Below are 20735 nucleotides of genomic sequence, written 5' to 3'. Positions count from 1 at the left end.
TATCAGGTTATGGCTTTTATTTGTTCTTTAACACAATCATCGTCAAATACCTTTTTCCAATCGTCTTTAAATATGAGCGGCTTTCCTATCTCAATGGCTTTGTTGCAGGCATCAGAAAAGACACCATTGATTTCTTCAAATAAAACAGCTGCAAGGATATTCATGTGCCCTAAAAAGAAATCGCGCGCGGCGTCCTTTGGTACGCCTTTTTTCACTACTTCGTCTAATCCTTCTTTCATAATGGCCAGGCAACAGGCTGTAAAAGTTTCTGAAAGTGCAGGCTCCAGTAAGCCCATTTGTTCAATAGTAATACGATGTGACCTGAATACCGGTGCATATATTTTTTCAGCTAATGCTTCGCCCTTTTTGTAATCACTATCAGGTCCCTGAATAAGCGCACAAACAATGGCTTGCTTGGCTTTTATACCGCCGAAATAATCAAAGTGCGCCTCTGCCGTATCCTCGTAGTTAAATATGGATGGATGCGCCGGGTGTGCTGCAAAATAGCTAACATCTGCCCTTTCAGGCAATGCGCCGGCAAGCGGGGCCGCCGGGTCAAGGCATACAGCCATAGCGCCTGCCTTCATTTTGGGTACAATTAATGCCGCTACTTTGTGTATAGCAATATCAGGCACAGCCAGTATTACAATATCACCGAGGGGCACCACTTCATCTTCGGCCGACGGCTTCAGGCCTTTAGTGGCCAAGCGCGCTATACCGGCCTCGCTAACTTCGAGGTATGAAACCTCATATACCGAATCTATCAGGTTATCAGCTATACGACAGCCCATTTTGCCGCCGGCGCCTACTAAAACTACTTTTTCCATTTTCTCAGTTTTTCAGGAATTGGTCAATATTATCTTTATTAATTTCGATAAGGCCTGTGTTTACCTTATGCGGTACAGCCACAATACCGGCCTTTTCATCATCCGCTGTAAGTGTGTTTATTTTATGTTTCATATCAAACAAAAACTGGGCACCATACCAGGTAAACAATTCGCGCTTTTGCCCTACCAGATGATCAATAATGCCGGCTTTAACCATTTGCAGATGTTCAGGCTCCCAATCAACGGCGGTTACTTTTACTTTACCTGCTTTATTTGCTTCGCGGATAGCTAAACCTATGCCGGGGCCGCTCATACCATCGAACCCGCATATACCGGCAAGGTCGGGGTGCGCACGTAGTAAGTCGGATGTAATGTGTGCCGCCTCTTCCACATTGGCCTTATCGTCATAGCGCCCTACTATGGTTATTTGCGGATATTTTTTGAAAACATCCTGCAAGCCACGGTAACCATCGTCCATGTTGGTCATTCCTAAAATTCCCAGATAAGCTACTTTGCCTTTGCCGTTAAGCAATTTAGCCATGGCCTCACCTTGTAAGCGACCTATCTCATACCAATCGGTACCTAAAAAGGCATGGTAACGGGCGTTGGGGATATCAGCATCATATACAACGGTTGGTATCCCGGCATCAACGGCTTTATTTATAACTTGTGCTATACCAGGGTCGGTACCGTTTATAAGCAAACCAGCCGGCTTTGAGCCTATCACTTGCTCAATGGTGGAAATTTGCGCCGCAACATCCCAGTCGGAAGGGCCGAGTATGGATGTTTTAACACCATGCTCGTTCCCCCAGCGTTTAAACGCAGCCTGGTCATGGTTTACGTACATAGGAAAATTAATGGCGGTGGTAACCATCACGTATTCCTCATCAGAATTTACCATCACGCTTTCCTTTTTTTGGCTTTTATCAACTACGCGGCTTTCATCGCAACCGGAAAAGACGAGCGGTAATAGTGCGACGGAATACAATAATGCAGGTTGGATGTATCGTTTTAAATTCATCAATTATTAGGAAGTTTTAAGTTTTGTAAATCGGGCTTTAAGTGATAAACCGCGCGGATCTTTCAGCACAATATCAATCCACACGGCCAGTATGAGTATTAAACCCAGCACCATCTCCTGCCAGTAGCCCGACACCCGTGCTATAATCATGATATTGCTGATTACTGCCATAAAGATGGTACCAAGCAGCGCCCCCATTATTCGACCTTCGCCGCCTGAAAGGCTTGCTCCGCCTAAAATGGCAGCAGTAATAACGCGCAACTCCATGCCCTTGCCGGAAGTGCCCAACGAAGCGCCCAAGCGCGATGCCAGCAAGATGCCGGCAAGACCAGCCAGCAGCGAAGCCAGTATAAAACCCGTTATTTTAAGTTTTTGCACTTTGATGCCTGATAACATGGCCGCCTTTTCATTGTTGCCTATGTAGTAATATCTCCTAAAAAATATGTTTTTTGATACCAGGAAATCAAAGCTGAATACAACAAGCAGCATCACCCAAACCGGCGACTGTAAACCAAGGAAGTTACTTTGTCCCAGTACATTAAAATCGGCAGGCAGATTTTGAATACCTGAGCCGCTTATCATTAGTGCGGCTCCGCGTATAATACCCATCATAGCAAGTGTTTGTATCATGGGATTTATACCGGCTTTTGCTACCAGGTAACCGTTAATAAAACCTACCAATGCTGCTGCAGACATGCCGATTAATACTGCAGGCAGAGGGTACATGCCACAATAATATAGCAGGTAGGCGGTGATACCACCACTAAAAGCCACTACCGAGCCTACCGAAAGGTCGAATGAACCGGAAATAAGCAATAGCATCATGCCGACGGCAACAATGGCATCAATTGATAAATTGAGTAATACTTGCGACAGGTTATCAAATGTAGGGAACACACCGGGCCACGCAATGCTTGCTGCAATGCATATCAGCACAATAGCTATTGCCAAAAATGCTTCCCGCTCTTGTAATAGTTTTTTCATGGTCAATAATTTAGGCTACCTGTTGCATTTGAGCGCTATCCTTTTTTAATCCGGAGGCGTATTCCATTATTAATTCTTCAGAGGCTAGCAACCGCGGTATGCAGCCGGTTATGGTACCTTTATACATTAACAATATCCGGTCGCTCAACGCAAGAACTTCTGGCAATTCTGATGAAATAAGTATAATAGTGGAGCCTGTTTTAGCCAGGTTTTGCAACAACTGATATATCTCATACTTAGCACCTATATCAACACCGTGGGTAGGTTCGTCAACAATAAACACAGTTGGGTTAAGTGCCAGCCAACGGGCAAGTACTACCTTTTGCTGGTTACCGCCACTCAGGTTAGCCACTTTTGTGGATACTGAAGGTGTTTTTATTGCTAATTGCCGCACGTATGAGTTAGCAGCTGTTTTTATAAGTTTTTTGTTAAGCAGGTTATGCTTTGCTACAGCACTCAGGTTGCCCGATATTATATTATCGGCTATTCCCATGTCCATAAAAAGGCCTTGCTCCTTGCGTTCTTCGGGCAAATAAGCTATACCATTTTTAATCGCTTGCGATGGATGATTTATTGAGACAGCGGCACCGTTTAAATAGACTTCTCCTGATGCTAGTTCATCAGCGCCAAAAATTGCACGTACTAATTCTGTCCGGCCCGCCCCTACCAATCCGGTTATACCAATTATTTCGCCTTTACGTGCCGAAAAACTAATATTTGAGAAGCCATTTCCCGAAGCATTCCGTACTTCTATGGCAGTTTCATTTTGTATAAATGAAGTAACGTCTATTTGCTTCATTTCACGGCCAACCATTTTTTTTATGACATCATCAATGGTTATCTCTTCGCATTGGTAGGTGCCCTGGTAACAACCATCTTTTAATATCGATACAACATCGCAAATCTTAAAAATCTCGGTCATGCGGTGCGATATGTATATAATTGCAGTTCCCTGTTTCTTAAGCTGCAGAATAATTTCAAACAGGATTTTCGTTTCTGTTTCTGTTATTGATGCCGTAGGTTCATCAAGTATCAATACGCGTGGCTGCTGCGACAAAGCTTTGGCAATTTCAACCATTTGCTGTAATCCCGGCGAAAGCGTGGCAACCTTTACTTGAGGATTTATATTGATATTGAGCTTTTTCAACAATACCGTTGCTTTTGCAAATAGCTCACGATACTTTATAAAACCCAGTTGATTACGTGGCTCGTTACCTGTAAATATATTTTCGGCAACACTTAAGTTTTTAACCAGGCTTCGCTCCTGGTAAACAATACCAATCCCCAGGTCGCGTGCATGTTTTTGGCTTTTAATTACCGTTTCTTTTCCGTTGATAAAAATCCGTCCGCCATCAGGCTGATAATTCCCGGTGAGTATTTTCATGAGGGTGCTTTTGCCTGCGCCATTTTCTCCGCAAAGCGCATGCACTGTACCTTTTGCTACGCTGAGATTTACGTCAGACAGGGCCTTTACGCCGGGGAAAGTTTTGGTAATATTGCGCACTTCAATGCTTATATCCGTTTGTTGCTCAATCATATTACCTGTTTTTGGCTTGTACCGGCGTTTTTAACTTTTATAAAATATTGATCATCCCCATTTTGGCCGCCTTTAAGTGCTACTTGCAATCCATCAAATGCGTTTATAGTAGAATGTGCTGTGCATAATGGAGCTCCGGGGGCAATTGGCGCCAATAGCTCAAACGCGTAAATACCTAACGCTCTTGACACATAGCCTGAAGTATCTCCACCTGCCACTACCACCCTGCTGCTGTGGTATTCGTTTAAAAGTTTTTTTAATACTGAACCTAATTGTTTACCGATGGCATTTGCCGATATTCCTTTATTGTCAAGTATCTCTTTAGTTTTGCTAATATCATCGTCATGCGGGCCAAGGGCTGTGTAGAGAATTATATCACGATTATTTTGCAGTGCATATAATGCTTTGGTGGCAACGCGTTCTACTTCTTTCTCTGTCGATAATGCGTCAGCAAGTTCTGCGGTATTTACCTTAATGGCTTCAAAGCCTTCTTCAATAGCATATTCTATCTGCCTTTTTGTTCCGGGCGAGCAACTGCCTGCAATTACGATAACCTGCTCCGTTGTGTCAATGTTATCAGGAATTGAGTAACCACTCACAGCATCAGATTTAAGTAAGTCACCCAATGCATACTCAACTCCGGATGAACCTACGATGAGCTGCCTTTCACCTGAGTTAAGTGCATCAATAGCCTGACCGCATACCGATAAGTGTTCGTTGTGCAAAGCGTCAAACAAAACAACAGGAACATTATTCTCGCTAATTAACTGCCTGGTAAATATTTCAGCTACTTTAGATGATTCAAGCGTCTGAACATCAACTAATTTTATCGGTCGGTTGGTTTGTTTGCCTAAGTGCAGCCGCAAATCGCTTTCATCCATTGGTGTGGCCGGATGTACCGACATGGTTGGATGCCTGTCTAAACGGTAGGTTTGGCCATCCACCCTTGCGAACAAATTGCCGAACACACAAAAGCGGTTAAGTGCCGGAGCAGCTACCAGCAAGGGCACCCATTTTGAGGGAAAATATTCCAGTGCAATATCAATGGCCCTGCCAATGCTTCCCTGCCTGGGCGACGAATCAAAAGTAGAGCATACTTTATAATGAAAATATTTTGTGGGTATGGTGGCCAACTTTTCAAATATGGCCGGCAATTCACTTTCCATTTCGCTTACACTCATGCTCCTGCTTACGCCGGCCACACCGAATGCCGCAATGTCCGTCTTGGTATTTTTTAAACGGAATATTTTTAATTCATCGTGCGTTGGCGGTGTTAAAAAAAGCGCAGCAGGTATACCACTCAATGTAAGCGCTTCCATTACATCTGTTGAACCGGTAAAATCGTCACCGTAAAAAGAAAGCAACATCTTATCAGCCATATACCTCAATTGCTTGTTTTAATTCGATGTGCTTTTCGGCGTATGCCGCCAGGCTTTCGCCTTTAATAGCTGCTTCCCATGCTTGTACCACACTACGTACACCGGCAGCAATACCCGCCGGATGCGCCACAATGCCGCCCCCGCATACATACATTACATCGGTGGAGTTGATAGCGTTATAGGTATCAACCGCCTGCCCGGCCCACTGACCCGACGATATAACCGGCATTACAGGGTAACCGTCAAGCATGGGTGTTAAACATGATTTTATTGATTTAATAACCGACTCATCAGCTTCACAAAACTTGTTGCGTATGCCGTTAGTGTGCAGGTGGTCGACCCCGGCCAGGCGCCAGATTTTTTGATAAGCCTGAAAATCAACACCCAATACTTCGCTGCGGCTAAGCGCCCCCCAAAAATTACGATGCCCATGAATAGGCAGTTGTGCATGCTGACGCAACTTGCTGAAACCGGAAAGCCCAACATGGTTTATACTCACCATAACACAGGTACCGCCATTATTCAACACCACATCGTGCATGTTTAGCATATCGTCAACATCGCCGCTTATATTAAAAGCATACATGGGCTTTTTACCTGTTTTATCGGCATAGCGATTGATAACATCCATTACCAATTTCACCCGCTTTTCAAAAGGTGAATGCGGCGGATTGCCCATCAGTTCGTCGTCTTTTAAAAAGTCAAGACCAACTTCAATAAGCGTTTCGGTTTGTGCCGCTGTTGCTTCGGGCGTAAGCCCTACACTCGGTTTTATAATGGTGCCTATTACCGGGCGGTTGTACACCCCGGTAAGTTTACGCGTGCCTTCAATACCAAACTGCGGGCCGGGGTATTTATCGGCAAACGCGGGGGGTATCTCCACATCAAGCAGTTTTAAGCCAGAAAACGGGTTTAATTCATATAAGTTACCGGCCACTGTTGCCATCAGGTTAGGTAAGTTGGCCCCCACATTGTGAAAGGGCCACGCTAATTGTACTATAGCTCGTTGTACAGGTACATTAGCGGCGGCATGCTTGGCACCCGGTAAGGTAGGTTGCGGCACTGTTCCTAACTCTTCAATCAACTCTACCTTTGCCGAAAATTGCTCGCGCAATTCATCAGTTTCGCCGGGCACGCGCACAAACGTTCCGCACGATTGTTCGCCGGCCATCATCTGGGCGGCTTTTTCAAGCGGTTGGCTTGTTTCTATAAGGTATTTAGCGCGTATAATATTATCAGTGTTCATAAACAAAGTTTGTATTTACAGAGATAGCCTTGCCTTCTGCTGCCGATTGGTAAGCAGCAAATACTAACTGTAATGTTTTTAGATTGTCGGCGGCCGAAGTTTCGGCATCGTAGCCGTTTAGCAATGCATCGCGGAAATTTCTATTTATATCAACTATGCATGAATGTACCACAGCATAATCAGGGTCAACCCAATTATACATTTCAGGTTGAATAACTGAACTGGTTGAACCATGGCGCGTAGTAATTTTCAGTTCGAAGCCGGGCGCAAGTTCGATAGAGCCCTGCTCTCCTTCCACCAGTACAAGCGTTTGCGGAAATACCTCTTTCTCTAATATTGAAGCGTAAGACATCTCAGCGTAACAGTGTATGCCGTTTTGCATTTCCAAAAAAGCGTTGGCTACATCTTCGCCTTTTATTTTTTTGTTGACTGTTTTTGTTTTACAGTAAATATTCTCAGCGTCGCCAAACAGGTATCTTACTATATCAAAAATATGTGAGCCAATGTCGGTAAGTATAAATTGATCAAGCGTTGCCAAAAAAGGTTGGTTATCAAACACCGGGAAAGCCGAACAAAATGAAACCCTTGCCTTAAAAACATTGCCTATAACGCCGCTATCAATAGCAATTTTTAGCTTACGGATGGGCAGTTGCCACCTGAAGTTTTCATGTACAAAAAACGGGATATTCCTTTTTATTGCTTTTGCAACCAGCGTTTCGGCAGTTTTGAAATCAGCGGTTAACGGTTTCTGGCAAATTACCGCTACATTATGTTCAAGTGCCATGTTAATAAACTGAGCATGGGTATCAACATCCGTTATAATGTCAACAAAGTCCAGTTGCTCATTCCTGAAGAGTTCTTCAATTTTATCGTAGTAATGTGGCACACCAAATTTCAATGCTGTATCGCACGCCTTTTCAACACTACGGTTGTAAACGGCTACAAGTTCAACACCTTCGAGTTCGTGCCAGGCTGCTATTTGAAATTGCGACCAAAAGCCACAACCAATTACAGCAAACCTTAACTTAGACTTTTCGCTCAGCATTTATTTTAATTGAACATGCTTGTAACATCCCGGATTACTACGATGTTGACAGTCTTGTTAAGACCGGTTTCAAACATGGGGTTTATAATCAGCAGCTATTAATTCGGCATTAATTAGCTGTTGCAAATAGAAGCGCAAAGGGTTAAAAAAAGGTTAACTCCGGCTTAATCGGTAAGCTTGACAAGATTAATTTTCAATAATTTGATGTAATAGCACATTTCGCAAACATCAAACTACAAAAACAAAAAACGCTCCATGATGATAGAGCGTTTTATATTTAAGAGCAAGATTCTTCAGAACAGTTCGGGCACATCTTTTTTTAGTTGGGTAAGCATACGTTTTACACCAACTGCGTCGGGATGTACACCGTCATAAAAAATACTGAAATCCTGTTGCTCATTTTTCCCATCAATGGAAGTGGCTACATCATAAAGGGCTCCCTTGAGCCCGAGGTTTTGCCTTACTGCCGCAATTATCTTATTATCTTCAACAACAGAAGCGGGTTGTTTCCACGGTATGTTATTCAATATTGGGGTGATACCCAACCGCATAATACTTTGGCAAAGGTAGGTTAAGTTTGCTATAGAATTTTCACCATTAGTACCAATAGTAATAACCACATATTTAGGTTTTAGTATAGCCAGTTCAGACCATACCCTGCTTTGCACACCGGATACCACTCCTGCTGAACGGCCGGAAATGGCACCATACTTACTGTATAATCCAGGATGATTACAAAGCCCTTCGGTTATGCTATCGCCCATGTATAATACCTTCATATTTTTATCGTAAGCGGTGTTTATAACCAGGGACTTTACTACAGGTGGTTCTCCGCTTTCAGTCGCTACAGCAAAACCATCACGTACAATGCCGCTTGTAATACCACCTTTATCTACCACTGTATCGCTTAAATTAGTGCTATGGTCGGTAATGGTAAACATGTTATCATTATTATCACGCATCATTGATACCGTGTAATCATGCCCGGCTATAAACTTGTAAGGGCGGTTAATTAATACAGATGGATAAAGAGTGCTATCGGCATTGTAGTGGGCATAAATTTTTAATGCGCCCTCGGCAGCGTCGAGTTGTACAAGTGTACCAAAGCGGTGGAAATGGTCGGTTTCAACAGTAAAAAAATTGAAACGGGTTTTGTTCCCCATGGTAACCCTTACCGCTCCCTTACGCTTGTTAACACTGTACTGCCGGTAAAGCATTAAGTAGTTTGATAGTCCTGTTTTTGTAGATGTAACGCCCTTTTTGGTAAACACCCAGTTACCGGGGTTGGCAAAATCGGTTACAGAAAAACCCTTTTTAAAATCAATTTTATAAAGAATAGTCCCCTTTTTTGTTGATACAATAGTACTGTCGTTATCAGCGGCAAAACCCGACAAATTTATCACAAACATTAAAAGTACTATAAGTAATATTTTGCTATTGAAATTCATATTTATTTTTCGATGCAGCCTGCACGGCTTATATATTAATTAGTTTGTGAGCTTTGTAAAATTAAAATCCAGTCGTTACCCGCTGGAGTGTTTTCTTTTGGCGGATTGAATGTTTTAATACCGGTGTTTTCAATCTTGCCTATTAATTGCTTCTCTCCGTTTCGCGGATTAAACCAGTAGGCTTCGCCTGAGCTTTGCAGCTTATTCATAACAACCCGTACCGATTGTCCTTTATTAAGATAGATAAGTAAAAAGGAATTATTGTTAGCTACTACAGCCCTTATATGTTCATCATTATAAAAGTTGGCACCATAAATAACAGATTGATCGATATGAAAACTACCAAGCGGATATTGTGTAAACAGTTGCCGCATATATTTTATGGCTGTGGCACCGGGCCTGTTTAGTGCGGTGTTCCAATAATGCAGCGCGGCAACCTCGTATTTGTCTCCAGGCCTGTACATTTGCCAAATTGCGTTGTTACCATAAGTATAGCCAGCCCCACCTGCAAAAAATGTCCAGTAAGCTTCCATACGTATATCATATCCGTCAAAAAAGCCTTTTTTAAAAAACGAAGTATCTTTTATCAAACCTTTGTTGCCAATCACATCATCAACGGTTTTACCGGCCGCGGCGTAATCTGTCTGTTTCCAAAATTGAACAGCTATGTCTTCGTACGCCGGTTCTAGATTTACATACGGCTTTAAAGGTAACGATTGACTGAAAACGGCAGCAAACTCATAAACCGGATTAAATTTCCGCTCGTGCCCTGTTTGAATACCATTAAATGACAACCATGCCTGATTATGAAACCAGTAGCTTGAAGTTACCGGCGCTGTGGGGTGATAGGTGATAAGGTTTTGGCCATTATTAGTTTCAGTAATGCCTTTAGCCATGGCATTCCATATTTCATATTCATTATCTGTCTGTACGTTGCGGTCGCCACCCAGTATCCATATTACCGGTTTATCACGGTAACGTTTTCCTAACAGGCGGCCATACTCATAGGCGGTTTGCGTATTCAATAATGAACTTTTACCTTCTTTATTAAAAATGCCTGCTGCCCAGGTAGGTAATAAAGCCATATACAAACCACGCTTCCCGGCTTCATCAATAACTTCATCAATCCTTTTAAAATACTTTTCGTTTATAGCGGGCACGCCTTGTTTGGTAAAAGGCAGTTCGTTGTAAGCATTTGTTTTTCGGCCAGTACCGTCAACGCCTAAAATTGCCGCCTGTATTACAGTAAAACCATTGTCTTTTCTGTTATCGAGATATTGGTTAATCTGTTGTTTATTTAATTTGATAAACAAATCCCAGGCAGTATCACCAAGCCATAAAAAATGTTTGCCGTCGCTGGTTTCAATAATAGTTGACGACGGCTTAACTACCAGATGCTGTGCCTGCACAAATGAACAGGTAAATGCAAGGCATATCATTGCTACGATTATATGCCTTGGCTTTCCTGGTATGTTAAAAAAGTAATGCTTATTCATATACATGCTTATAATGGTTGCCCAAAAATGATATGAAACAGTTATTTAAAGGTTAACAACAGCATAATAATTATAGTAAGGTATCTTTTTTCTAAAAAACATCAGATTAGTTATATAAATCGTTTGAACTTAGGCTAAGTATTTCGGTTATTCAAAAAGATACTTAAATAAAAGCCAACAAATTTAAACACCTCATTTACAGTAACTTATTTAATAAACCTCGTCATTAACCCATAGTTAACCCAAAAGTAACCGAAAAAATTATTTTAGGGTATTCTCTTTCTCATAAGAGCATTTACAAGCCAATTACGAACATACTGATAAACACCTTATAAAATTAGGTAAGCAATAGCGCATGCAGGTGTACAAGCAGCGCTCAGACTTACTTACAACCAATTTTTAATCAATATCTCATGAACAAATTTTTACTTCGCCCGATTTTACTTGCCGCACTTGTCACCTTTATTGTATTGGCAGGTTGCAAAAAAAATTCTCCTAATCCTGTAAAAGAACCGGATGATGAAACAACTACACCTACCAAGCCAAAAGAGAAAAATCCGCTGGGTGGCATTTGTCCTACGCTGCTCCCTTACATGACCGATTATGAGTTGAACACTTTTTTAACAGAATACGAAAAAACGAACGGCCTGTATGTACGCATGGACTTACCATGGAGCGTAATACAACCAACCGGAAAGGATAGCTGGAACTTCGGTCCGTACGACCGTGCAATTAATGCGCTTACCGCACACGGTTTTAAAGTGTTACCTATAGTTACCTATTGCCCGGCATGGGCCAACGGCGGTTACAGCGACGATAAATATCCGCCAACACCAGAACATGCTATTGACTGGTACAACTTTGTAAAGGCGTGCGCCGACAGGTATATACCGAAGGGGGTAGATGCCTGGGAACTTTGGAATGAACCGAACATTACTGCTTTCTGGAAACCGGTGTGTGATGTTGAGGCTTATACCAATATTGTTTTAAAGAATGGATATAACGCGGTAAAAGCCTCGGCAACCGCTTTAAACAAAAATGTCACCGTAATATCGGGCGGTTTGGCTGCAGCTGCTTCTAACGGCAGGGATATTCATCCGATGGATTTTTTGAAGGGTATTTATGAAGAAGGCGGTAAGGAGTTTATGGATGCTGTTGGCCATCACCCTTATTGCTTTCCGGAAAGCCCTGCCAGTACGGTTGAATGGAGCTTATTCCAAATGACGCCACGCATACACCAGATAATGGTTGATAATGGCGATGGCAACAAAAAAATATGGGGTACCGAATTCGGATATCACACCGGTTACAGTGTAATAGGCGGCGTGTCAGAGGCTAAACAGGCTGAGTACATCACTTTGGCTTACAAACTATGGGCACAATGGGAATACACCGGTCCGTTATGCTGGTATAATTATATAGACTTGGGTACTAACATGAACGACAGGGAACAAAAATTTGGTTTGAAGCTTTACAATGGCACTAACAAACCAGCGTGGCAGGCGTATATAAATGCATTAAAATAAACTAAATGGGCGGCGTATGCTGCCCATTTTTTGTTTTGCAAAGCGCCGCAATCCGGCAACGTTAACTTCATCACGTATCAAGCATGAACTCATTAAACATACCTCCTATGAAAACTTAACAATTACACGCCCGGCTATTACGCCGTGATTAATTCTTATTAAAGGGGAAGGTTTAATCACAAAGGCACAATATCACTCTTTACAATTTACCAATTACAACCGCCTCCCCGGCGGACATTACCAATAAAACCAAATAATGAAAAAACTAAGAAATGGCGCAATGCTTTGCGCCGCTATCATTGCGTTTGCTATAATGGGATGTAAACGTACAGAAGTATCACCAACAAATAATAAGGCCGATCACCTTCCTAAACCGGCTAAAAAAACCATGTCGACAAAAAACGCTACCGGTGGCATGTGCCCGTCATTAATCTCTTATATGACAGATGCACAAATAACCCAGTTTATGAACGACTTTGATGCTACCAATGCTCTGTATATTCGTATGGATTTACCCTGGAGTGTGATACAGCCGACAAGCACAACCTGGAACTTTACCCAGTTTGACAAAGTGATAGACGCTGCCATAGCCAAGGGTTTCAAAGTGCTGGTTATTCCTACTTACTGCCCGTCATGGGCCAACGGTGGCAATGCCGACGATAAATATCCACCAACGGCTGCACATGCAACTTCCTGGTATAACTTTGTTAAGGCTTGTGCCGACAGGTATATACCTAAAGGTGTAGACGCCTGGGAGATGTGGAACGAGCCTAATATCACTGCATTTTGGAAACCTACCTGTAATGTTGCTAATTACACCAACATCGTACTAAAAAACGGCGCGAACGCGGTTAGGGCATCAGCCACAGCGCTGGGAAAAAGCGTTACTATTGTATCGGCGGGTTTATCACCGGCGGTTACGAACGGTGCTGATATTAGTCCTACCGACTTTTTAACCGGCATTTATGCTAACAGCGGTAAAAACTATATGGATGCCATTGGCATACACCCCTATTGTTTCCCCGACGGACCGTACAGCACTTCAATATACAGCACCTTTAACAAAGTGCCCGACCTTTATCAGATAATGACAAATAATGGCGATGGCGCTAAAAAGATTTGGGGCACCGAAGTAGGCTGGCATACAGGTAACAGCAATATTGGCGGCGTTACACAGGCACAGCAGGCTCAGTTTGTTACAGATGCTTACACACGCTGGAGAAGCTGGTCGTACACTGGGCCATTGTTTTGGTACGCTTATAAAGATTTAGGTACAAACCCGGCCGACAGAGAACAAAATTTCGGCTTGAAGCTATCAAACGGTACAAACAAACCCGGTTGGCAAAATTTTGTAAACGCGATGAATACATCTGCTACCACTTACTACCGCATTCAAAACAGGTGGCAGCCTACCCAATATTTACTTGATGGTGGTACAAGGGTAACCTATGGTTCGGGCACGGGCGATGCTTATTTATGGAGCCTTGAAACTTACAGCGGATTTACCCGCATTAAAAACAAAGCCACAGGCGAATATATGCATGCCGAAAACGGGCCAACCAACTTAAACTGCACCACCATACAGGCCGACGCTCTATCAAGCCACTTTACACTTACTACCATATCAACTGTATGGAAATCAATTAAGTGCCGCTGGACAAATAACTTTGTAAATAACGAAGGTCAGCTTGGTTATGCTGAATGTGACATGAGCACCACCCCATCAGATTCAGCATGGTATTCAGAACAGTGGAACTTTATACAGCAGTAATCTTATACCTACAAACAAAAAAGGATGGCAAATGCCATCCTTTTTTGTTTGATTTAATGGTTGTTAATTAAAATGCAACAACCTTTGTTTGCTGGACTTTGGTTGATGACTTATACACAAAAGGCTTTATTCCTTTTACCGCTTTGTACTTTATGTTGTTCATTATTACACTGCCAACATTTTCAAAAGCTGCTACCGGGCGTTTTTCATTACCTGTATAGTTAAGTGTAATGTTAGTTAGCTCCAGTTGTTTTACATTACGCGCATACCATCCCCAATAAGGCAATGGCCGTGCCTCAGTACGCGGGCGGTTAATTTCAGCAGTATTTAAAATGGCGGCATCCTTAATGTTATATGTTATGTTGATATCTTTGAATGATACTTTTTCAAACCAGTTATCAGTTGGCCAAGCTTCAACCGCGCAGGCAGCCATGTTAATACCGGTTGCGTTAACACGTTCAACACGGATGTTGCGGCTGTTGTTGTTTTCATTCAATACAAATGAAAAAAGTGTATTCAGGTCGCGTACGCGTATGTCGTGTATGTACACATTATCCAACCTGCCGGGAGCACCACCCCAGGCACCGGGTTGTAATATGAATGCTGCAAGTGTATTGGTTGATACCGGGTTAAATGAATTTTGCCTGTAATGTCCAAATACACCCGGACCAGATATTATACAGTTTTTCACCTCAAGCCCATTGGCCGGCATAATTAGCCTTAAACCGTTGCACGATGTATTAAGCAAACAGTCGTTTATAAGCATATTTGTCCAGTAACCACCGGCAATAGCATCGTCACGAGTATAAAATTTACAACCCTCAATCAGCAAGTTTTTACCGCTGCGGATGTGAATACCGTCAGAGCCTTCAATAATTGAGAGTCTACTGAATTTGGCATCTTCAATATAAAAGCCCATAATGTTGTAATTGCCTGCACGTGTAACTCTGATATCCTTTATGATTATATTTTTTGAGTTGCCCATGATAATAGCATGAGGCCCGCGCCTGCCCTCTTCCCCTCGCGGGTCGGTTACCGATGCACCATCAATTGTGCCCGAACCGGCAATTGTAACGTTCTCTACATGGTCTAACAAAATCAGCGCGCGTGTCCACCGGTCTATGTTTTCCCAACGTAACATCACCGGCTCTTTAGGATTATTAAGTTTTAGCGGAAGACTTTTATATTGAGAAAGTTCGGTTGTGCCAATAATGGTAGCATCTTCTTCCAGATAAAAAGTAACATTGCTTTTTAATACAACAGTACCGCTCAGGTAGTTGCCTTGCGGCACCAGCACCATACCGCCACCGGCATCGGCACACGCGGTTACAGCTTTGTTTAACGCATCGGTATTCAAAGTTTTCCCATCACCAACGGCACCATAATCTTTTACGTTATATACTTTACTTTCCACTGCTAACGCATGAACTTCTGTGGAAAGACCAATGACGGCAAGTAGTACTAAAATCAGTTTTAATACTTTTTTCATAGTTATACAATATAGCATGTTCAATTATTTAATATCAGTTGCTGAATATGGCCATGATGACGGTTTTATACCCCATGTTTTTACAGGGATACTGCTCATGATAAATTCAATGGTACCGCCTTGCAACAATTTATCGTGCTTAAAATACGTAAGCGGATATGGTTTACCATTCCATTTTACAGCGGCAACATAAATATTCTTTTTACTGTTATTAACTGCATTTATTTTTAGTGTTTTATTTCCGGGAAGCTGAATAACCGCATTATTAATCGCCGGGCTGCCAATCACATATTCGCCACCTGCCGGGTTAGCCGGATATAAACCTACCATGCTCCAAACCGCCCAGGCACTCATTTGGCCGCAATCTTCGTTACCTGCATAACCATCAGGCTTTGCTGTGTACAACGAATCAACTATTTGCCGTACACGTTGCTGAGTTTTCCAGGGCTGACCTAAAAAGGTGTACATGTAAGCAATGTGGTGACTTGGCTCGTTGCCATGCACGTATTGACCAATAAGACCTGAAATATCCATCGATACGTTTTCCCCGGTTACTTCTGAGCTTGCGTTAAATAATTGATCAAGCTTTTTCAGAAGTGCCTCATTACTGCCATGAGCCTTGGCAAGTCCGCGAACATCATGAGGAGCAAAAAATGAGTGCTGCCAGGCGTTTCCTTCGGTATAAACGGAGTTAGCGCCATCATGTTCAGAATGAAACGGATCAAACGGTTCAACCCATTTGCCATCGGCATGTTTTCCGCGGATAAAGCCTGTAGTTTTGTCGAAAAGATTAAGGTAAGACATGGCGCGTTTTGAGAACAAAAGATAATCGTCCATATAACCAAGCTTCTTCGCCACCTGTGCAATGCACCAGTCATCATACGCATATTCAATGGTTACAGAAGCGCTTTGTGTAAGCTTTTCTTTCGGAATGTAACCGTATTTAATGTAATCAGGAGTACCCCGAACGTTTTGAAAAGCACTTTTACGCATTGCCGCGTAAGCCTTTTGTGCATCAATTGTTGTTACGCCTTTTAATATTGCGTCGGCCAAAACGGGTATGGCATGATAGCCCACCATGGTATTGGTTTCGTTGGTACTTAAATCCCAAACCGGCAACGCGCCGTTTTCATTATAAAAGGCCATAATGCTGTTCAAAATGTCGGTATTTCGCTCGGGCTGTATTAAAGTAAACAGCGGATTAAGCGCCCTAAAAGTATCCCATAATGAATACACCGTGTAACGTTGGCCACTGCCTTTTATGAATTCGCCTTTGGCATTTTGATAAGCACCATCGACATCCGAATATAAAACCGGCGCCATACAAGTGTGGTACAACGCGGTGTAAAATATTTTCTTTGCATCATCATCCGCTGAAGTGATTTTAATTTTTTGCAGCTCTTTCTCCCATTTACTATCAGCAGCTGTATAAATTTGATTGAAGCTATAATTTCCTATTTCGCCGATAGCAGCCAGCGCTTTTTCTTCATTAACTGATGAAAGGCCAACCTTTAGCAGCACTACTCCTGCTTTTTCAAAAAGTAGTTGGGCGCCTACATATTCGGCTTTCGTTTCGGTACCCGCCTGGTGTTGCTTTTTATCGGCAGATAACAGCAATTGTTTAAATGGAACTGATGTGCGTGCGGCAAAATAGACACCTTGTTTGTTAGCCCAACCAGTAGAATACCTGTACCCTACTATTGTTGAATCATTCACCTTATGAATACAGCCTTCAACCGGCTTGTCTGAATTGATAAAGAAACCCAAATCAAATTTTATTGCGGGTAAGCTTCCGGCCGGAAAAGTATATTTATGATATCCGCATCTTTCGGTAGCAGTAAGCTCAGCAATAATGCCGTTGTTAAGTTTCACTTTGTAATAACCAGGTTTTGCCGTTTCGTTTGCATGCGAAAAGCCAAAGCGAGTAACGCCGGTATCAGCTTTATGGGTAACTAATGGTACAGTTAAAATATCGCACCAGTCCCCTATGCCGGTACCGCTTAAATGGGTATGCGAAAAGCCAACTATGGCTGTATCACTATAATGATAACCGCTTGACCAGTCCCAGCCATTGCGTCCGTTGTCCGGACTAAGCTGTACCATACCAAAAGGCACCGTTGCACCGGGATAAGTATGCCCGTGCCCGCCGGTACCTATAAACGGATCTACAAAGGATGTTAATTTTTGCGCCGAAGCTGTATGGCTTGCTAAGCCTAAAAACAGCAAACAGCTTAATTTGCTTAATGATTTCATTAAATGAGATGTATTGTTGTACAGGCCAAATCAGTAAAAAACGATATACTTAACACCTGTAAAATAATTTGATCCGGCAGACAGGATATCCGCCGGATCAAAAATGAACTATTGTAGTAACTGTTATAGTGTAATTCTTACAGCTGTTGTATAATTATACTTGGCTTCGGGTACATCTATAATAGCACCTATCCTAAAGTAGTATGGCTGGCCAGCTTTTAAAATGCTACTATTGCCGGCAATATCAAGCTCCATGGTATACTCCTGTGAGGATGGAGGGTAGATAGTCTCCGTAAAAACAAGGGCTGAATACCTGCCTGCCATCGGGAATTTATTGGCAAATAAACCAATAGCCAGTATTGGCGCGCCGGTGTAAACCTGCTCTACTTTAAATTTAGCCACTACCTTGCCATTTTGTTTGGTAATGTTTATATCCTTTATTCTTAAAAAAGGAGTAACCTTAAAATCAAGCTCAGTGCTGCTTTTTACATCAACCACCTGTGTATCTATAGGCATAAAGTTACCTTTTGTTGGCACTACCGAATACTTTGCCTGAAACAATTGGGTGTTTTTATAAGTACCGTCGGGCTGCACAATAATATTTTGAGGCGTTACGGGATTATAGCCATGCTCCCTTAACTCTACCATTGTACCTAAACTTATCTCCTGTTGCACAAGTTCACCGGTTTCTTCATCAATAAACTTTCCAGACAAGCTGCCCGTAGGTTTTTCGTAGTTATCTAATTTACATGAAGCAAGCGCAATAACTGCTATGTAAAAAATGTATTTTAGTTTGTTCATAATATTTAAAATAACTGCATTAATACTGTGGATTTTGAACAAGTCCGTTAGCACCTATACCCGGAATCGCTTTGTAATATCCCCTTGGCTGGAAGGTTTTGTACCATTCGTTAGGCGGCACCGCACGTACAAAAATGTATTTCTGCTGAGGTAACGCTCTTAAATCAAGTAAAGGGAATAAGCCATGTATCATGGTATTATTATACAATGTATGATACTCTCTTCTGCGTATTAAGTCCCAGAAACGCTTGTTCTCGTAGGCAAGTTCCACGGCACGCTCACGTTCAATATTTTCGGCAGTTAACGGAATATCAACCGTATGGCCGGCACGGCGGCGGGTGGCATTAAGCGCTGTTTTTGCCGCTTGAGCATCTCCTTCACCACTTTCAAACACGGCTTCGGCATAGGTCAGCAAAATCTCGGCATACCTAAACTCCATAAAGTCGGTAGTGCTTTGATTCCAGGCGGCAATAACCTGTTTGTTTTGGTTCAGGAACTTTTTAAAGCTAAAACCTGTACGGGTGTTGTTACCGCCATATGGGTCGAAACCTGAGTATTGCGAAACGCTTGCTGCACCGTAAGTGTAATAGGTATTACCATTGACAGTAATGTTAGCATTTGTACGGATAACCGCCTGGCCATCGGGCTTCACGAAACCTGCCTGGATGATAATCTTGGTGTTTTTCCACATAGTGCCCGGCAAAACTATTGTTGCCCATAAACGTGCGTCCTTGTCTTTGAAAATATCTGTTGTATTATTGAATCTCAGGTAGTTTTCAGAAGGATTGTAACCGTTATAATCATTATAATCACCATCTGCAGTAGTTATAATTGGTGCGTCGTGACCAGGGTTAGTATAGCTTTCATACTTATCAATCATCTCCAGTATCGGGTTCATACGACCGGGATGCGGCCAACCGTTCGCTGTTTGTGCAGGCTGATACCATATATCATAGTTATGGCCCATAAAGTCGCCCGGCATTGCGTAACCCTTAATCATAATGGCTTCTTCAGGAGCGCGATTAGGATCTTCAAACATTTGGCGGTAGTTTTCAGCTGCTTCTTCGGGGCTGGCCGGATTAGGTTTATACAAACTGTATTGGCCCGAATTCATCACTCCTTCACAAGCCGCAATACAGGCCTGGTAATAACCTTTAGCCAATGAGGCATCTAATCCAACCAGTTTTTGAGTTACTGCCGCACCTGAAAGTGGCGCCCGGCTACCAAATTTGGCTACCGATGCTGCAAATAATGCCGCACGCGCTTTTAACGAATAAGCCATATACTTATTGGCGCGACGGCCTTTATCTGTACCTAATTTTTCAATGGCGCGATCACATTCGGCCAATACAAAATCCCATGAATCTTTTTCAGTACTTCGTGGCACTTTCAGTGCTTCAATACTTCCTGAATATTCCTGTTTTGAAGTTATAAGCGGCACACCGCCGTAACGTTTAACCAATGCAAAGTAGGCAAATGCGCGTATAAATGCGCTCTCACCAATCAAGGCATCTTTTTCCTGATCAGATATTTGTAGTGTCGGAATAGCATCAATCAAAATATTTACGTCGCGGATAAGTTTGTATCCTTGCTCCCAATAATGTTGCTGGTCGTCGGCTACGCTAACTCCCCATTCGGAGTGAATGGCTTCATCAGTAACCATTGCCGGTTGTAAACCACCGGTACCAATTGGCCCGGGACCGTTAGCATTAAACCCTTGTAAGTGATAGCTAAGGTCTTCTGTTGGCAATTGGTAATACAGGTTTGCCATATACAGTTTTGTACCTTCAGGGTCAGAGAACAGCACTTCTCCCCTAATTTTATCTGTTGGTTCAATATCAAGCACCTTTTTACAGCTAAATAGCAGTAAAATAGCAGCTGATACCAATATTTTTATTCTAAATTGATTCAT

Annotated in this window: 15 protein-coding genes; 2 read left to right on the top strand and 13 right to left on the bottom strand. The window is 42.5% G+C overall.

From position 1 onward, the window contains the following. Positions 1–2: 2 nt before the first annotated feature. From EOD41_RS02965 to EOD41_RS02925, 9 genes are all read right to left on the bottom strand, one after another. Complete coding sequence (locus EOD41_RS02965; RefSeq protein ID WP_127703283.1) at positions 3–827, bottom strand: phosphogluconate dehydrogenase C-terminal domain-containing protein; 825 nt, start codon at positions 825–827, stop codon at positions 3–5. A 4-nt stretch (positions 828–831) separates the two neighbouring features. Beyond that, the gene (locus tag EOD41_RS02960) at positions 832–1848 is read right to left on the bottom strand and encodes a substrate-binding domain-containing protein (RefSeq protein WP_127703282.1); all 1017 of its coding nucleotides are present in this window, start codon (positions 1846–1848) and stop codon (positions 832–834) included. Between the two features lie 6 nt (positions 1849–1854). Next, complete coding sequence (locus EOD41_RS02955; protein WP_127703281.1) at positions 1855–2832, bottom strand: ABC transporter permease; 978 nt, start codon at positions 2830–2832, stop codon at positions 1855–1857. A gap of 10 nt (positions 2833–2842) precedes the next feature. Further along, positions 2843–4369 (bottom strand): sugar ABC transporter ATP-binding protein, encoded by a 1527-nt coding sequence (locus tag EOD41_RS02950; RefSeq protein ID WP_127703280.1) that lies wholly within the window; start codon positions 4367–4369, stop codon positions 2843–2845. After that, the gene (locus EOD41_RS02945; protein ID WP_127703279.1) at positions 4366–5748 is read right to left on the bottom strand and encodes a four-carbon acid sugar kinase family protein; all 1383 of its coding nucleotides are present in this window, start codon (positions 5746–5748) and stop codon (positions 4366–4368) included. Before EOD41_RS02945 ends, EOD41_RS02950 begins: the two co-directional genes overlap by 4 nt. Next, the gene (locus EOD41_RS02940) at positions 5741–6994 is read right to left on the bottom strand and encodes a ribulose-bisphosphate carboxylase large subunit family protein (RefSeq protein WP_127703278.1); all 1254 of its coding nucleotides are present in this window, start codon (positions 6992–6994) and stop codon (positions 5741–5743) included. The genes EOD41_RS02945 and EOD41_RS02940 overlap by 8 nt, the downstream gene beginning before the upstream one ends. After that, positions 6984–8039 carry a Gfo/Idh/MocA family protein gene (locus tag EOD41_RS02935; RefSeq protein WP_127703277.1) on the bottom strand — a complete coding sequence of 352 codons (1056 nt, stop codon included), beginning with the start codon at positions 8037–8039 and terminating at the stop codon, positions 6984–6986. The genes EOD41_RS02940 and EOD41_RS02935 overlap by 11 nt, the downstream gene beginning before the upstream one ends. A 293-nt stretch (positions 8040–8332) precedes the next feature. Further along, positions 8333–9448 carry an SGNH/GDSL hydrolase family protein gene (locus tag EOD41_RS02930; RefSeq protein ID WP_127703276.1) on the bottom strand — a complete coding sequence of 372 codons (1116 nt, stop codon included), beginning with the start codon at positions 9446–9448 and terminating at the stop codon, positions 8333–8335. A 74-nt stretch (positions 9449–9522) separates the two neighbouring features. After that, positions 9523–10983, bottom strand: coding sequence for a glycoside hydrolase family 140 protein (locus tag EOD41_RS02925; protein WP_205780478.1), 1461 nt, complete (start codon positions 10981–10983; stop codon positions 9523–9525). 413 nt (positions 10984–11396) lie between these two features. Here EOD41_RS02925 and EOD41_RS02920 point away from each other — a divergent pair, with 413 nt between their 5' ends. Both EOD41_RS02920 and EOD41_RS02915 read left to right on the top strand, forming a co-directional pair. Next, positions 11397–12509 carry a glycoside hydrolase 5 family protein gene (locus EOD41_RS02920; protein ID WP_127703275.1) on the top strand — a complete coding sequence of 371 codons (1113 nt, stop codon included), beginning with the start codon at positions 11397–11399 and terminating at the stop codon, positions 12507–12509. A 256-nt stretch (positions 12510–12765) separates the two neighbouring features. After that, complete coding sequence (locus EOD41_RS02915) at positions 12766–14280, top strand: cellulase family glycosylhydrolase (RefSeq protein WP_127703274.1); 1515 nt, start codon at positions 12766–12768, stop codon at positions 14278–14280. A 67-nt stretch (positions 14281–14347) separates the two neighbouring features. Here EOD41_RS02915 and EOD41_RS02910 read toward each other — a convergent pair whose 3' ends face one another. The 4 genes from EOD41_RS02910 to EOD41_RS02895 form a co-directional block, all read right to left on the bottom strand. Further along, positions 14348–15769, bottom strand: a complete 1422-nt coding sequence (locus tag EOD41_RS02910; RefSeq protein WP_164849870.1) for a glycoside hydrolase family 28 protein — start codon at positions 15767–15769, stop codon at positions 14348–14350. Positions 15770–15793: 24 nt separating this feature from the next. Beyond that, positions 15794–18022, bottom strand: a complete 2229-nt coding sequence (locus EOD41_RS02905) for a GH92 family glycosyl hydrolase (protein ID WP_127703272.1) — start codon at positions 18020–18022, stop codon at positions 15794–15796. 123 nt (positions 18023–18145) lie between these two features. Continuing rightward, positions 18146–18823, bottom strand: a complete 678-nt coding sequence (locus EOD41_RS02900) for a DUF3823 domain-containing protein (protein WP_127703271.1) — start codon at positions 18821–18823, stop codon at positions 18146–18148. Positions 18824–18842: 19 nt separating this feature from the next. Beyond that, positions 18843–20735: a RagB/SusD family nutrient uptake outer membrane protein gene (locus EOD41_RS02895; protein ID WP_127703270.1), complete on the bottom strand. Its 1893-nt coding sequence runs from the start codon at positions 20733–20735 to the stop codon at positions 18843–18845.

Origin of the sequence: Mucilaginibacter limnophilus, assembly GCF_004005815.1 — a bacterium.
Lineage (GTDB): Bacteria > Bacteroidota > Bacteroidia > Sphingobacteriales > Sphingobacteriaceae > Mucilaginibacter > Mucilaginibacter limnophilus.
Note: the sequence above shows the minus strand (reverse complement) of the source record. Positions and strands in the feature narration are given on the sequence as shown.

Coding starts and splice junctions, on each gene's coding strand:
- EOD41_RS02965 (WP_127703283.1), bottom strand. CDS start 827: ATGGAAAAAGTAGTTTTAGTAGGCGCCGGCGGCAAAATGGGCTGTCGT.
- EOD41_RS02920 (WP_127703275.1), top strand. CDS start 11,397: ATGAACAAATTTTTACTTCGCCCGATTTTACTTGCCGCACTTGTCACC.
- EOD41_RS02895 (WP_127703270.1), bottom strand. CDS start 20,735: ATGAATCAATTTAGAATAAAAATATTGGTATCAGCTGCTATTTTACTG.
- EOD41_RS02910 (WP_164849870.1), bottom strand. CDS start 15,769: ATGAAAAAAGTATTAAAACTGATTTTAGTACTACTTGCCGTCATTGGT.
- EOD41_RS02905 (WP_127703272.1), bottom strand. CDS start 18,022: ATGAAATCATTAAGCAAATTAAGCTGTTTGCTGTTTTTAGGCTTAGCA.
- EOD41_RS02960 (WP_127703282.1), bottom strand. CDS start 1,848: ATGAATTTAAAACGATACATCCAACCTGCATTATTGTATTCCGTCGCA.
- EOD41_RS02955 (WP_127703281.1), bottom strand. CDS start 2,832: ATGAAAAAACTATTACAAGAGCGGGAAGCATTTTTGGCAATAGCTATT.
- EOD41_RS02930 (WP_127703276.1), bottom strand. CDS start 9,448: ATGTTTGTGATAAATTTGTCGGGTTTTGCCGCTGATAACGACAGTACT.
- EOD41_RS02935 (WP_127703277.1), bottom strand. CDS start 8,039: ATGCTGAGCGAAAAGTCTAAGTTAAGGTTTGCTGTAATTGGTTGTGGC.
- EOD41_RS02945 (WP_127703279.1), bottom strand. CDS start 5,748: ATGGCTGATAAGATGTTGCTTTCTTTTTACGGTGACGATTTTACCGGT.
- EOD41_RS02925 (WP_205780478.1), bottom strand. CDS start 10,983: ATGAATAAGCATTACTTTTTTAACATACCAGGAAAGCCAAGGCATATA.
- EOD41_RS02950 (WP_127703280.1), bottom strand. CDS start 4,369: ATGATTGAGCAACAAACGGATATAAGCATTGAAGTGCGCAATATTACC.
- EOD41_RS02900 (WP_127703271.1), bottom strand. CDS start 18,823: ATGAACAAACTAAAATACATTTTTTACATAGCAGTTATTGCGCTTGCT.
- EOD41_RS02940 (WP_127703278.1), bottom strand. CDS start 6,994: ATGAACACTGATAATATTATACGCGCTAAATACCTTATAGAAACAAGC.
- EOD41_RS02915 (WP_127703274.1), top strand. CDS start 12,766: ATGAAAAAACTAAGAAATGGCGCAATGCTTTGCGCCGCTATCATTGCG.